Raw genomic sequence first — 13,027 nt, 5'->3', positions numbered from 1 at the left:
CGGACGCTATCCCTGCTGCTGGAGAAGCGTGTTGCACTGCTTGACAGCGTTGTCGAGAGCCGCCTTGGGGCTCTCCTTGCCCTGCAGTGCCTTGGCCACCTCGTTGCGCAGCGCCGTCTTCATCTGCTCGCTGAACAGCACCGGAGTGTAGTTGACCGCGTTCTTGAGCGACTTGGCGGCGGCGACGCGCACCCGCGTCTCGTCGCTGCCGTCCTCCTTGGTGAAGTACGGGTCGTCGAGGGAGCCGGCGGTGCTGGGGAAGATGGCGACCTTCTTGGCGAAGGACATCTGGTGCTCGGCGTCGGTGACGAAGTGCGCGAAGGCCACGGCGGCCGGCGTGTGCTTGGTCTTGGAGTTGACCATCACGCCCATGACGTACATGTTGACGTGGCCGGTGCTGGTGATCTGGTCGGTGATGCCGATGTTCTTGTACAGGTTCGGCGCCTGCTTCTTGAAGTTGCCGAGGTCGAGGGCGCTGCCCGGGTTCATGGCGACGGCCTCGGTGAGGAACTTCCGTCCGGAGGACTCCGGGGTGGCGGTGAGCGCCTGCGGGTCCAGGGCCTTCGCGTCGTACAACTCCTTGTACTTCGCGAGCATCTGGACGCCCTTGGCGTCGTTGAAGGTGAACGCGGTGCCCTGCTTGTTCATCAGCTCGACGCCGTAGCGGCCGAAGTCCTCGATCGTCGGGACGTTGGCGAGGGTCGCCACCTTGCCGTCGCTCTTCTTCGCGAGTTCGAGGGCGTCGGCGAAGAGTTCGTCGTACGTCTTCGGCGGCGTCTCGGGGTCGAGGCCGGCCTTCTTGAAGAGGGACTTGTTGTAGAACAGCGGGCCCGTGTTGAGGTACCAGGGGAAGGCGTACGTCCCCGTCATGCCCGGTATCCGGTGGCTGGCCCAGGCGCCTGCCAGGTACTCCTTCTTGTACTTCGCCGCGGCCTTGTCGAGGTCGAGGGCGAGGCCCGCCTTGGCGAGCGGGGCGACGAGGTCCGGGGAGACGTTGACGACGTCGGGAAGGGTGCCGCCCGCCGCGTCCGCGCTGATCTTGTCGGCGTAGCCCTCGGCGGGCTGGTCGACCCACTTCACACGGGTGTCCGGGTACTTCTTCTCGAAGTCGGCGATGACTCCCTCGAAGTAGTCCTTGAAGTTCGCGCGCAGGTTCCAGGTCTGGAAGGTGATGTCCCCCTGGACCTTGCCGGAGGCGTCGGTCGAGCCGCCGCCGTCGCTCCCGGAGCCGCAGGCGCTCAACGGCAGGGCGAGACAGAGGGCAGTGGCGGCGGCGAGAGTTCTGCGGGAAACGGGCACGATGGAACGGCCTCCTTGTGCGGCGGAGTGGCAGCGGGGTTGGCCAACGACCGAGACCCTGCACGCCGTTTCAGCGGCCCGTCAATGGCACCGGCGAAGCTAATTTCATTAGTTGCTAAAGCGCATTAGGTTCTTGCAGCTGAACCGCATTAGTGCATATTCTCGCGGAATCCGTCGGACGAATGGGGAATCACCGTGTCAGGCAAGCGGTCACCCGCGCCCCGGCCCACGATGAAGGACATCGCACGGCATGCCGGGGTCTCCCAGAGCGCGGTGTCCTTCGCTCTCAACGGCCGGCCGGGGGTTTCCGAGGGAACCCGCGACCGGGTGCGCCGGGTCGCCGAGCAGCTGGGCTGGCGGCCCAGCACGGCGGCGCGCCAGCTGTCCGGGGAGGGCGCTGCGACGGTCGGCTTCGTGCTCGCCCGGCCCGCGGACACGCTCGGCGTGGACTCGTTCTTCCTCCAACTCGTCTCGGGCATCCAGGAGGTGCTGGCCGAACGCCATCTCGGCCTGCTCTTCCAGGTGGTGGAGGACGTGGCCGACGAGTGCGCGGTCTACCGCCGCTGGTGGGCCGAGCACCGCGTCGACGGTGTCCTCGTGGTCGACCCCCGCACCCACGACCCGCGCCCCGGCCTCCTGGACGAGCTCGGCCTGCCGGCCGTGGTGATCGGCGGCGCGCCGGACGAACGCCATCCCGGCATCTCCACCGTGTGGGCGGACGACGCGGGCGCCATGGCCTCGGTCGTGGACGAGTTGTACGCGCTCGGCCATCGCCGGATCGTGCACATCGCCGGTCTGCCGGGCCTGGCCCACACCGAACGCCGGATCCGCGCCCTGCGCGCCGAGGCCGGACGCCGGGGCCTGACCGAGGTGGAGTCGGTGACCACGGACTACTCCGACGCGGAGGGCGCGGCCGTCACCCGCCGGGTCCTGGAGCGCCCCGCTCCCCCGACGGCCCTGATCTACGACAACGACGTGATGGCCGTCGCCGGCGTGGCCACCGCCGGCGAACTCGGGTTCTCCGTACCGGCCGACGTGTCGGTGGTGGCCTGGGAGGACTCGGCGCTGTGCCGCATGGTCAAGCCGTGGCTGTCGGCCCTGTCCAGGGACAGCGTGGAGTTCGGGCGCACGGCGGCGCGGGAGCTGACCGCGCTGGTGGACGGGGGGCCGGCCCGGACGGTGCGCGTACCGGTGCCACGGGTGATCGTGCGCGACAGCACGGGCGCGGCGCGGGGCGGCTGACGCGACGCCGCCCGGACCGTCCCCCCCGGGAGCCGGAGGCCCCTGCGGTACGCCGCGCACCGGACCCCGGCCGGTGTCAACGGCCGGACGGAGCCGCCCACTTCCTGTGACCTTTTCCCCATGACCGACGAAGCCCCGCCGGACGACCGGCTGCGACCGGACCAGCCCCACTCGGCCCGGGTGTGGAACTTCCCGCTCAGCGGCAAGGACAACTACGCCGCGACCGCCAGGTGGGCGAGACGATCCTGCGGATGTTCCCGGACATCGCCATGCTCGCCCGCCTCCAACGGCGCTTCCTGAACCGGGCCGTGAGCCTCCTGACCGCCGAGGCCGGCATATGCCAGTTCCTGGACGTCGGCACCGGACTGCCCACGGCCGACAACACCCACGAGGTGGCCCAGCGGATCGCCCCCGCCAGCTGCATCGTGTACGTCGACAACGACCCCCTCGTGCTGGTGCACGCCCAGGCCCTGCTCACTCGGTGGACTTCCTCGAGCGAGTCCTCAGCGAGACCTGACGGCCCGCCGCGCTCGCCGACGGCCACTATCGTGACGCTCATGGGACCCGCGACCACCACCACGCTCAGCGACGCCGACTTCGCCGCCCCGGTCGAGGACCGCTGGTACGAGGACTACGTCCCGGGCGAGGTCTACGAGTACGGCAGCATCACCGTCACCGAGGAGGAGATCCTCCGCTTCGCCGGCGAGTTCGATCCGCAGAGCATCCACACCGACCCGCGGGCCGCGACCCAGGGCCCCTTCGGCGGCCTGATCGCCAGCGGCTGGCACACCTGCGCCGTCATGATGCGACTGTACGCCGACCACTACGTGAGCAGGGTGGCGAGCCTGGCCTCCCCCGGCATCGACGAACTGCGCTGGGTGCGACCGGTCCGCCCCGGTGACACGCTGTCCCTGCGGACGACCGTCAAGGAGGCACGCCTGTCGCGCTCGAAGCCGGACCGCGGGCTCGTGCGCACCGCGATCGAGGTCCTCGACCAGCACGGCGACACCGTCCTGACCATGACCGCGATCAACATCCTGCGGTGCCGCCCGTCCGAGGACGCCTCTCGGCGCTAGCACTGGGTACTCGTTGCGTCGGCGGTGAAGGTCACCGCGCGGCGGCCGGGAAGGGAGTCGGCGGATGAGCACGCTCCTCCACTGGCTCGACGATCTCTCCGCGCCCGTGGTGTACGTGGTTGTCTCGGCCATGGTCTTCGCCGAGGACGCGCTGTTCTTCGGGTTCGTGCTGCCCGGGGAGACGGCGGTGATCGTCGGTGGCGTGCTGGCCCGGCAGGGCGTGGTCGACCTGGTGTGGCTTTCGGTCGCCGTCGTCGTCGCCGCGATCGTCGGTGACGGCGTCGGCTACGAGATCGGCCGCCGTGCGGGGCCGCGACTGCTGGGCAGCCGCCCGCTGCGCCGGAAGACGCAGCGGGTGGAGAAGTCCCGCGACCTGCTGCGCCGGCACGGGCCGGCGGCGGTGTTCATCGGCCGCTTCATCGCCCTGTTCCGCTCCTTCGTCCCGGCGATGGCCGGCGCCTCGGACATGCCGTACCGCCGCTTCCTGCTCTACAACGCGCTCGGCGGAGCGATCTGGGGTGTCGGCAACGCCGTGCTCGGCTACGCCGCGGGGGCCGCCTACCAGCAGGCGGAGACCCTGGTCGGGCGGTCCGTCGCGCTGGTGACGGCTGTACTGGCGGTCGTCGCCCTCATCGTCTGGCGCGTGCGCAAGCACCGCCGCAACCACGCCTGACGGCGCTCCCGCCGCCAGACCCGCGAGCGGTAGAGGGCGAACCGCGCGAGGAGGACGGCCGCAGCCGCGGCGGCGGCCCGTACCGCTGTCTTGAGCAGCCTGCTGCCGTTCCTCCCGCGCGGCCACCGACGTCGGCGCCACCAGGAGCGCCAGTGCCGCTGCCGCGCCCAACAGGCGCAGCGCTCTCTTTCGGAACTCACCCATGCCACTCCACCTCGCACGGAGGCTCCACCATTCATCGGAGGTGTGATCAGCGGGCGGCCCCCGAGGGCTGTCAATGGGGTGCGATTCGGCCCCAGTTGGGCCAGTGATCGGATGACCTGCGGGTCCGAGAGGAGCGGCCCGACGGCACCCCTCGAAAAGTCCAAGAAGACACGCCCGAATGTCCAAGAGCCGGCGCTCTCGACGTGGGGCAGGGCTCCGGGGCAGAGTGCTCTCCGTAGCGAAGATTACTGACGAGTACCGACGAGCAAGCACCCCCGAGGAGCGCCCGTGACCAGCTGGGTCGGCCGGACCGCCGCCGAGATCGCCGCCGCCGTACGCGAGAAGCGCGCCACGCCGCGGGACGTGGTGGCCGAGCATCTCGCCCGGATCGAACGGCTGGACGGACGTGTCGGGGCGTTCCGGGTCGTGCGGGCCGAGGCGGCGCTGGCCGAGGCCGACGAGGTGGCCTCGCGTGCCGACCTGGCCGAGCTGCCCCTGGCCGGTGTGCCGGTCGCGGTCAAGGACAACCTCGCCGTGCGGGGCGAGTCCAACCGGGTCGGCTCGGCCGCGAGCCCGGACACTCCCGCCGCCGAGGACCATGTCACCGTGGCTCGGCTGCGGGCGGCGGGCGCGGTGGTCGTGGGCCTGACGAACGTGCCCGAGCTGTGTGTCTTCGGCACCACCGAGGGCGTGCACGGCACCGCCCGCAACCCGTGGGACCTCACCCGCACGGCGGGCGGCTCCTCGGGCGGCAGCGGGGCTGCGGTGGCCGCCGGGTTCGTGCCGCTCGCCCTCGGCAACGACGGCATGGGGTCCCTGCGTATCCCGGCCGCCAACTGCGGTCTGGTCACCATCAAGCCGGGCCACGGGGTCGTCCCGGCGGGCATCAGCGACGGCGACTGGTTCGGCATGTCGGAGAACGGGCCCCTTGCCACGACCGTCGAGGACGCCCGCCTGATGCTGGCGGTGCTCGCGGACACCGACACCGAGGCGGCGCCGTCCGAGCCGGCCATCCGCAGGATCGCCGTGTCGCTGCGCAGTCCCCTGGCCGGTGTGACCGTCACCCGGCCGTACACGACCGCGGCCCGCGACGCCGCCGGCGTCCTGATCAAGGCCGGCCACCAGGTCCGCCGCGCGGACCCGCCCTACCCGCTCTCACTGAGCACGACCTCCCTCACGCACTGGACGGCGGGCACGGCGGTGGACGCCCAGGGCCTCGACCCGCGCCTGCTGACCCGGCGCACGCGCGTGCACGCAGCGGTCGGCCGCCGCTTCGTCGGCCGCGTCCGCGCAGGCGACAGCCGGGAGCGGCTGCGCCGCCGTCTGGAGCCGTTCTTCGACGAGTACGACGTGCTGCTCACCCCGGCGCTGGCCCGCCGCTCCCCCAGGTCGGTGGCCTGGGACGAGCGGGGCTGGCTGGCCAACATCGTCGCCAACACCAACTACTCGCCGCTCACCCCGCCCTGGAACCTGACCGGCTGGCCGGCGATGGCCGTGCCCTTCGGCACCCTGCCCTCCGGCGCCCCGACCGCCGTCCAGCTGGTGGGCCGCCCGGGATCGGAGGCGCTGCTGCTGGAGGTGGCACGGCAGCTGGAGGAGCTGCATCCGTGGCAGCGCACGGCGCCGCTGGACTGAGGGGCCGCGGAAAATAGGGCTGAGGCCGGGCGCCTCGTCGTGCTTGCATGAAGAGCATGATGTCCACCGACCGACTGCTCGCCTTCGCGGCGCTGTCCTTCCTGCTGATCGTGATCCCGGGCCCCAGCGTCCTGTTCGTCGTCGGACGGGCGCTCGCCCAGGGGCGCCGGGCCGCGCTGACCACTGTCGTGGGCAACACGCTCGGCGCCTATCTGCTGGTGGTGGCCGTGGCGGTCGGCATCGGTTCCGTCGTGGAACGCTCCGTCCTGGTCTTCACCGCGCTGAAGCTGGCCGGTGCCGCCTACCTGGTGTACCTGGGGATCCGGGCGTGGCGCACCCGAAGTTCGCTGCGGGCGGCGTTCGCGGGCGGCGGGGAGGCGCACAGCGGGCTGCGCACGTTCTGGGAGGGGTTCGCCGTCGGCGTGACCAACCCCAAGACGATCGTGTTCTTCGCGGCCGTCCTCCCGCAGTTCGTCGACCGCGACCGGGGGCACGTCACGCTGCAGATGCTGGTGCTGGGCCTGGTCTTCAACGCCATCGCGCTGGCCTCAGACAGTGTGTGGGGCCTGGCCGCCTCCACCGCCCGCGCCTGGTTCGCCCGCTCCCCGCGCCGGCTGTCGCTGGTGGGCGGGACCGGCGGCCTGACCATGATCGCCCTGGGCGTGACCGTGGCCGTCACCGGCCGCAAGGACTAGGACGGTCACGAGGAGACGGACCGATACACGGAGACGGACCGATACACACGGAGCCGCGGCCGGTCTCGGCCGCGGCTGCTGTGTTCCGCGGGGGACGTGAGTGTGGCGGTACGCCCCCCGCGGTCGGCGATCGCGAAGATCCTGCCGTGGGTTCAGTCGACGCTGGGCAGGATGTGGGGTTCGGCGAGGTCGTCCTCGTAACCCGCCAGGCGGATCGGGGCCGACCGGGCCCACACGTCCAGGCTGCCGAGCTCGCCGGGCCTGCGGCCGGCGCGCTCGGTGCGTTCCTTGGGGCGTTGTTCGCGATTCGTCTTCTCCGGTGTCACCGCGCACTCCTTATGTGTCGGGTCACCCTCGGGGCATACCGGCCACTGTGTGGTCCGGCACCTGACGCCCGCTCGGGTGTGAGTCGAAAACAGCTCGGACGCGGTGGCGCCGGTAACTCGAGTACGAGCAGGCCGTTGTGAACGGCTTGCCCCGGGACGGACGTGGGTGTGGGTGGGACCCTGTGGTGCTGTCCGTCCGGACCAGATTAACCAAATGAGCGGCACCCTGCTCTATGGGGCTGAAAACTTGGGGTTACTGTTGTAATTCATCCTGTTTCATTCCCCTCTTGCGTCACTCTTTCGGTCTAGCAGCGTGCCGAACGGCAACACCCGTTCCACTCTGGGTGCGAGGACCTGTCCGGGAGGGGGATGTCATGGCGTCCGTCACCTTCGAGAAGGTCACCCGGCGCTTCCCGTCGGGCGACCGGCCGGCCGTCGACTCGCTCGACCTCGAGATCGAGGACGGGGAGTTCATGGTGCTGCTCGGACCTTCCGGGTGCGGAAAGTCGACCTGTCTGCGCCTGCTCGCCGGTCTGGAGGACGTCGATGCGGGGTCGATCCACATCGGCGTCCGTGACGTCACCCATCTTCCGCCCCGCGAGCGGGACGTCGCGATGGTGTTCCAGAACTACTCGCTGTACCCGCATTTGTCGGCTGCCGACAACATCGGCTTCCCGCTGCGGATCGCGCGCATGCCCCGGCAGCACGCCCGGGGCCGGGTCCGCTTCGCCGCGTCCGTGCTGGACATCGAGCGGTACCTGGGGCGCAGGCCGCGCTCGCTGTCGGGCGGCGAACAGCAGCGGGTGGCGACCGGGCGGACGCTGGTGCGGGATCCGCGGGTCTGCCTCATGGACGAGCCGCTGTCGAACCTCGACACCCGGCTGCGGGTGGAGACTCGCAGGCGGATCGTCCGGATGCAGCACCATCTGGGCATCACCACGGTTTATGTCACGCACGATCAGACCGAGGCGATGGCCATGGGCGACCGCCTCGCCGTGCTCAGGGACGGGGTGCTGCAGCAAGTCGGGCGGCCGCGGGAGCTGTTCGCGCGGCCGGCCAACGCCTTCGTGGGCGGGTTCGTGGGCTCGCCGGCGATGAACCTGTTCCGGCTGCGGCTCTCCCCGGACGGCGTCGGGCTCGGCGGTCTGGACGTGCCGCTGCCCCGCTCCGTCCTGCGGGCCGCCGCGGCGGAGGGCGCCGCCGAGATCGTGCTCGGCGTGCGGCCCGAGCAGTTCGACGTCCTGCCGTCGCAGGACCGGACGACGCCGGGGCTGGACCTGGTGGTCGAGGCGGTCGAGGACACGGGCGCCGTAGTCCATCTGCACACGTCCGCGCCCGCGGCCACCGGGCTCGGTGACGTCGTCGTCCGGCTCCCCGGGCGTCCCACGCACTTCAGGGGGGAACCGGTGCGCGTGGCGGTCCGCACCGACGCCGTGCACTGCTTCTCGGCCGTGACCGGCATGCGCTATGCATACCCCTAGGGGGTACAGTGCCGCGGAGAGGTGTCACACCGGACGGACCGGAAGGACCACAGCCCCATGGACGCGATCCTCCACGCGCTCTCCCTCACCGGATCGATGACCTGGGAGATCACCTGGGCCCTGGTGCTCGGCTTCGCGCTGTCGGCCGTCGTGCAGGCGGTGGTTCGCAGGTCGACGGTCGTACGGCTGCTCGGCGACGACCGCCCCCGCACCCTCACCCTGGCGGCCGGCCTCGGCGCCGCCTCCTCGTCCTGCTCCTACGCGGCCGTGGCGCTGGCCCGCTCGCTGTTCCGCAAGGGCGCGGACTTCACCGCCGCCATGGCCTTCGAGATCGCCTCCACCAACCTCGTCGTCGAACTGGGCATCATCCTCGCCCTGTTGATGGGCTGGCAGTTCACCCTCGCCGAGTTCACCGGCGGTCCGATCATGATCGTGGTGCTGGCGGTGCTGTTCCGGATCTTCCTGCGGCAGCGCCTGCTGCGCGAGGCCCGCGAACAGGCCGGGCGCGGGCTCGCCGGCTCCATGGAGGGCCATGCCGCGATGGACATGTCGGTCGGCGGCGAGGGGTCGTTCGTACGGCGGCTCCTGTCCCGCGACGGCTTCACCTCCGTCTCCCACGTGTTCGTCATGGAGTGGGCGGCGATCCTGCGCGACCTGGTGGTCGGCCTGCTGATCGCGGGCGCGATCGCCGCCTGGGTGCCCGACTCCTTCTGGCAGTCCCTCTTCCTGGAGGGGCACCCGCTCGCCGCGAAGCTGGTCGGCCCGCTCATCGGTCCCCTGGTGGCGATCGCCTCGTTCGTCTGCTCCATCGGCAACGTGCCGCTGGCGGTGGTGCTGTGGAAGGGGGGCATCAGCTTCGGCGGCGTGGTCGCGTTCATCTTCGCGGACCTGCTGATCCTGCCGATCCTGAACATCTACCGGAAGTACTACGGCCCACGGATGACCGTCTTCCTGCTGGTCACCTTCTACGCGGCGACGGTCCTCGCCGGCTACGCGGTGGAACTGGTCTTCGGCGCCCTCGGACTCGTCCCCGACCAGGGCGCGGCGAAGATCCCCGACGAGGGCGTGTCGTGGAACTACACCACCTGGCTCAACATCGCCTTCCTGCTGCTCGCCGCGGTGCTCATGTGGCGGTTCTGGCGCAGCGGAGGGCCCGCGATGCTGCGCATGATGGGCGGAGCGCCGTCCGAGGAGGGCCACGAACACGCCGGGCACGCGCACCACGACCCGCACGCGCAGCACTGAAGGGGCCGCGCAGTTCAAGTCCCGTTGGCCGGTTCGAAACACGGCCATGATCTGCTGACGGACGGCAACGGCCCGTCCGGCGGGAGGACTGACGCATGGAGCTGCGCAGTGTCGAGGAGCTGATGGATCTGCTGTACGCCTGCCGGAGTCGGCACGCGCTGCGCACCGCCGCCCTGCTGCGCCGCAGCCGCCCCGCCGACAAGGAGCTCCAGCTGGCGGGGCTGGTGCACGACATCGGACGGTTGCTGTGCCCCGGCGACGAGTCCCGCGGGGCCGAGCACGCCGCCGCGGCCGTGAGGTCCCTGCTCGGCGAGCGCGTCTACCGCCTCGTGCGCCGTGACGGACGCGCCCGCGAGGACGACTTGACGCGCCTGATCCTTGCTGACGAGGAGAGCCGGACCGCCGGGTTCGACGCCGGCGTCCTGGAGGACTGGCGTACCGTCCTGGAACTTGTCGCCGCCCGCAACTCCCGCCTGGGGGCTGTTGACTGACGGCCCGTCATGAGACGGTACGGCGATGACGTCGTCGTACGCGCAGGACGGGCTGCGGGGCCGGGCCGCCGTGGTGACCGGCGGGACCCGGGGCATCGGGCGCGCGGTCGCCGGGCATCTGGCCGCGGCGGGCGCACGGGTGTGCGTGACCGCCCGGGACGCGCGGGAGGTGCGGCGGACGGCGGCCGAGCTGGACGGGGTGGGCGTCAGCGGCGACGTCGGCGACCCGGACCATCTGCGGGAGGTCGTCGACACCGCCGTGCGGGCGTTCGGGCGGCTCGACGTCGTGGTCAACAACGCGGCGACCAACCAGCCCTACGGCCCGCTCATGGACGCCGACCCCGAGGCGTGGCGGACGACCTTCACCGTGAACGTCGAGGCACCGCTGCGGCTGGTGCAGGGCGCGTGGCGGGCGTGGATGCGGGAGCACGGCGGCTCGGTCGTCAACATCTGCACCGAGGGCGCCGGACACGCCGGACCGAACGTCGGCGCCTACGGCACCAGCAAGGCGGCCCTGCTGCACCTGACCCGGCAGCTCGCGGGCGAGCTGGCGCCGAGGGTGCGGGTGAACTCGGTCTCCCCCGGGCTGGTGCGCACCGAGATGGCCCGGTTCGTGTGGGAGCCCGAGGAGGAGCGGGTGGCCGCCGGTCTGCCGCTCGGGCGGATCGGCGAGCCCGACGACATCGCGCGGGCCGTGGTGTGGCTGGCCTCCGACGCGGCCGGGTGGATCACGGGCGCGGATCTGCTGGTGGACGGCGGCACACGCGTACGGACGGCGCACTCCGCACGGGAGTACGCCGTCCACGACATGCTTCGCTCATACGCACCACCTCGCTCATGACGGTGGCGGGGGCTCCCTCAGGGGAACAGTGCGATGCCGACGAGGATCAGCAGGATGATGCAGGCGATCAGCGCGGCCGTCGCCCACGGGCCGCGGTGCTTCATAGGAGTCGTCTCGCCACCGCCGCGCGGCCGGTCCTCCGGCAGTTGAGCGTGCTCGGGGCGGTCGCTGCCGTAGAACTGCTCATCGGTCGGGTAGCGGTTGCGCGGGTCGTTCTGCGCTCGCGGATCGATACCGTGTGGACTGCTCATGGTCACTCCCTGGCGCGGTGTTCACCAGGGTCCGGGTTCCCGGGTGGCGCCGGGCCACACGCTCGATCCGCGGATCACCACTTACCGGGCGCGTAGTCCTTCAGGAAGACGCCGTACAGGTCCTCGCCCTGCTCGCCGCGCACAATCGGATCGTAGACCCGCGCAGCCCCGTCGACCAGGTCGAGCGGGGCGTGGAAGCCCTCCTCGGCCAGGCGCAGCTTGTCGAAGTGGGGACGTTCGTCGGTGATCCAGCCGGTGTCGACCGAGGTCATGAGGATGCCGTCGGTCTGGAACATCTCCTGGGCGCTGGTCCGCGTCACCATGTTCATCGCGGCCTTGGCGGCGTTGGTGTTCGGGTGCCCCGCTCCCTTGTAGCCGCGGCCGAAGACGCCCTCCATCGCCGACACGTTCACGACGTACGCCCGCCCGCTGGACGCCTTGCGCGCGGCCTCGGCCATCGTCGGCCGCAACCTGCTGATCAGGATGAACGGTGCGGTGTAGTTGCACAGCTGGGTCTCCAGCAGCTCCACCGGCGAGATCTGCTCGATGGTCTGCACCCAGGTGTTGCTGTCGACGACGTCGGGGACCAGGCCGCCGGCGTCGATGGCGGTGCCGTCCAGGTGCCGGGCGACGCTGGCGTTGCCCGCGACCAGGGCGAGGTCGGCGACCTGCTGGGCGTCGAGGCCGCTGGTGCCGAGCGGCAGCGCGGCCAGGCCGTCGACCGCTCCGGAGTTGAAGGCGCCGATGACGTGGTGGGCGGGCAGCTCGCCGGCGGGCAGCGGGGCGCTCTCCCCCTCGACCAGGGCGGCGTAGGCGGAGGGCAGGCGGCGTACGGTCTGCGTGGCGTTGTTGACGAGGATGTCCAGCGGGCCCGCCTCGGCGACCTGCTCGGCGAGCGCGACGGCCTGCGCCGGGTCGCGCAGGTCGATGCCGACGACCTCCAGCCGGTGCATCCACTGGGCGGAGTCGTCCATCGCCTTGAAGCGGCGGATGGCGTCCTTGGGGAAGCGCGTGGTGATCGTGGTGTGGGCGCCGTCGCGCAGCAGCCTGAGCGCGATGTACATGCCGATCTTGGCGCGGCCGCCGGTGAGCAGGGCGCGCTTGCCGGTGAGGTCGGCGCGGGCGTCGCGCTTGTCGCGGTTCAGGTGAGCGCACTCGGGACAGAGCTGGTGGTAGAAGTAGTCGACTTCCACGTACCGGGTCTTGCAGGTGTAGCAGGAGCGCGGGCGCTGGAGTATCCCCGCGACCCGGCCCTCCTCGGTCCGCGAGGACGGCAGCAGGCCCTCGGTCTCGTCGTCGATGCGCTGGGCGGAGCCGGTCGCCGTGGCCTCGGTGACCGCCTTGTCGTGGGCGGTCTTGGCGGCCCGGCGCTCCTGGCGGCGGCGCTGCTTGACCGTCCGGTACACGCCGGCGGTGGCGCGGCGCACGGCGATCGCGTCCGGGTGGTCGACCTCCAGCTTGTCGAGTTCCTCCAGCACGCTCAGGCAGACGGCGAGCCGCTCCGGGTCGATGCCGGGCCCGTACACGACCTCGTCCGTGGTCGCCGGACCTTCCTCTGTCACCGTCAT

Annotated in this window: 13 protein-coding genes and 1 pseudogene; 10 read left to right on the top strand and 4 right to left on the bottom strand. The window is 71.3% G+C overall.

All coding sequences use genetic code 11. The features are described from left to right. Positions 1-6: 6 nt before the first annotated feature. On the bottom strand, positions 7-1,299 hold the full coding sequence (locus FBY22_RS11970) for a sugar ABC transporter substrate-binding protein (RefSeq protein ID WP_142144874.1): 1,293 nt from the start codon (positions 1,297-1,299) through the stop codon (positions 7-9). A 231-nt stretch (positions 1,300-1,530) separates the two neighbouring features. Between FBY22_RS11970 and FBY22_RS11965 the strand changes: the two genes are divergently transcribed. The 6 genes and pseudogenes from FBY22_RS11965 (at position 1,531) to FBY22_RS11940 (ending at position 6,824) form a co-directional block, all read left to right on the top strand. After that, a complete protein-coding gene (locus FBY22_RS11965) occupies positions 1,531-2,541 on the top strand; it encodes a LacI family DNA-binding transcriptional regulator (RefSeq protein WP_142147556.1) in 1,011 nt (336 codons plus the stop codon). Positions 2,542-2,661: 120 nt separating this feature from the next. Then, positions 2,662-3,020, top strand: a pseudogene (locus tag FBY22_RS11960) (SAM-dependent methyltransferase); the annotation flags it as partial. 78 nt (positions 3,021-3,098) lie between these two features. Then, a complete protein-coding gene (locus FBY22_RS11955; protein ID WP_142147554.1) occupies positions 3,099-3,617 on the top strand; it encodes a MaoC family dehydratase in 519 nt (172 codons plus the stop codon). A 64-nt stretch (positions 3,618-3,681) separates the two neighbouring features. Beyond that, the gene (locus FBY22_RS11950) at positions 3,682-4,290 is read left to right on the top strand and encodes a DedA family protein (RefSeq protein ID WP_142144872.1); all 609 of its coding nucleotides are present in this window, start codon (positions 3,682-3,684) and stop codon (positions 4,288-4,290) included. Between the two features lie 492 nt (positions 4,291-4,782). Next, entirely contained in the window at positions 4,783-6,129 is a 1,347-nt protein-coding gene (locus FBY22_RS11945) for an amidase (protein ID WP_142144870.1), read from the top strand. 56 nt (positions 6,130-6,185) lie between these two features. After that, complete coding sequence (locus FBY22_RS11940; protein WP_142147552.1) at positions 6,186-6,824, top strand: LysE family translocator; 639 nt, start codon at positions 6,186-6,188, stop codon at positions 6,822-6,824. A gap of 152 nt (positions 6,825-6,976) precedes the next feature. Here the strand turns inward: FBY22_RS11940 and FBY22_RS11935 are convergent, their stop codons facing one another. Further along, complete coding sequence (locus FBY22_RS11935) at positions 6,977-7,150, bottom strand: hypothetical protein (protein WP_106980896.1); 174 nt, start codon at positions 7,148-7,150, stop codon at positions 6,977-6,979. A gap of 374 nt (positions 7,151-7,524) precedes the next feature. Here FBY22_RS11935 and FBY22_RS11930 point away from each other — a divergent pair, with 374 nt between their 5' ends. The 4 genes from FBY22_RS11930 to FBY22_RS11915 all read left to right on the top strand — a co-directional run bounded on the left by FBY22_RS11930 (position 7,525) and on the right by FBY22_RS11915 (position 11,208). After that, positions 7,525-8,631, top strand: coding sequence for an ABC transporter ATP-binding protein (locus tag FBY22_RS11930; protein ID WP_142144868.1), 1,107 nt, complete (start codon positions 7,525-7,527; stop codon positions 8,629-8,631). A 57-nt stretch (positions 8,632-8,688) separates the two neighbouring features. Continuing rightward, positions 8,689-9,876: a permease gene (locus FBY22_RS11925; RefSeq protein WP_142144867.1), complete on the top strand. Its 1,188-nt coding sequence runs from the start codon at positions 8,689-8,691 to the stop codon at positions 9,874-9,876. Positions 9,877-9,971: 95 nt separating this feature from the next. Then, positions 9,972-10,367: an inositol oxygenase family protein gene (locus FBY22_RS11920; protein ID WP_142144865.1), complete on the top strand. Its 396-nt coding sequence runs from the start codon at positions 9,972-9,974 to the stop codon at positions 10,365-10,367. A gap of 25 nt (positions 10,368-10,392) precedes the next feature. Further along, entirely contained in the window at positions 10,393-11,208 is an 816-nt protein-coding gene (locus FBY22_RS11915) for an SDR family oxidoreductase (protein ID WP_142144864.1), read from the top strand. 17 nt (positions 11,209-11,225) lie between these two features. Here the strand turns inward: FBY22_RS11915 and FBY22_RS11910 are convergent, their stop codons facing one another. Both FBY22_RS11910 and FBY22_RS11905 read right to left on the bottom strand, forming a co-directional pair. Next, complete coding sequence (locus FBY22_RS11910; RefSeq protein WP_142144861.1) at positions 11,226-11,459, bottom strand: hypothetical protein; 234 nt, start codon at positions 11,457-11,459, stop codon at positions 11,226-11,228. A gap of 74 nt (positions 11,460-11,533) precedes the next feature. Continuing rightward, entirely contained in the window at positions 11,534-13,027 is a 1,494-nt protein-coding gene (locus FBY22_RS11905) for an SDR family NAD(P)-dependent oxidoreductase (protein WP_142144860.1), read from the bottom strand.

The organism is Streptomyces sp. SLBN-31, assembly GCF_006715395.1.
Taxonomy (GTDB): Bacteria; Actinomycetota; Actinomycetes; order Streptomycetales; family Streptomycetaceae; genus Streptomyces.
The sequence above is the reverse complement of the archived record's forward strand: the minus strand, read 5'-3'. Positions and strand labels throughout refer to the sequence as shown.

Excerpts from the sequence above, each read along its gene's own strand:
- FBY22_RS11915 (WP_142144864.1), top strand. The coding sequence starts at position 10,393 with ATGACGTCGTCGTACGCGCAGGACGGGCTGCGGGGCCGGGCCGCCGTG.
- FBY22_RS11965 (WP_142147556.1), top strand. The coding sequence starts at position 1,531 with ATGAAGGACATCGCACGGCATGCCGGGGTCTCCCAGAGCGCGGTGTCC.
- FBY22_RS11955 (WP_142147554.1), top strand. The coding sequence starts at position 3,099 with ATGGGACCCGCGACCACCACCACGCTCAGCGACGCCGACTTCGCCGCC.
- FBY22_RS11930 (WP_142144868.1), top strand. The coding sequence starts at position 7,525 with ATGGCGTCCGTCACCTTCGAGAAGGTCACCCGGCGCTTCCCGTCGGGC.
- FBY22_RS11940 (WP_142147552.1), top strand. The coding sequence starts at position 6,186 with ATGATGTCCACCGACCGACTGCTCGCCTTCGCGGCGCTGTCCTTCCTG.
- FBY22_RS11950 (WP_142144872.1), top strand. The coding sequence starts at position 3,682 with ATGAGCACGCTCCTCCACTGGCTCGACGATCTCTCCGCGCCCGTGGTG.
- FBY22_RS11920 (WP_142144865.1), top strand. The coding sequence starts at position 9,972 with ATGGAGCTGCGCAGTGTCGAGGAGCTGATGGATCTGCTGTACGCCTGC.
- FBY22_RS11905 (WP_142144860.1), bottom strand. The coding sequence starts at position 13,027 with ATGACGGTGACAGAGGAAGGTCCGGCGACCACGGACGAGGTCGTGTAC.
- FBY22_RS11925 (WP_142144867.1), top strand. The coding sequence starts at position 8,689 with ATGGACGCGATCCTCCACGCGCTCTCCCTCACCGGATCGATGACCTGG.
- FBY22_RS11910 (WP_142144861.1), bottom strand. The coding sequence starts at position 11,459 with ATGAGCAGTCCACACGGTATCGATCCGCGAGCGCAGAACGACCCGCGC.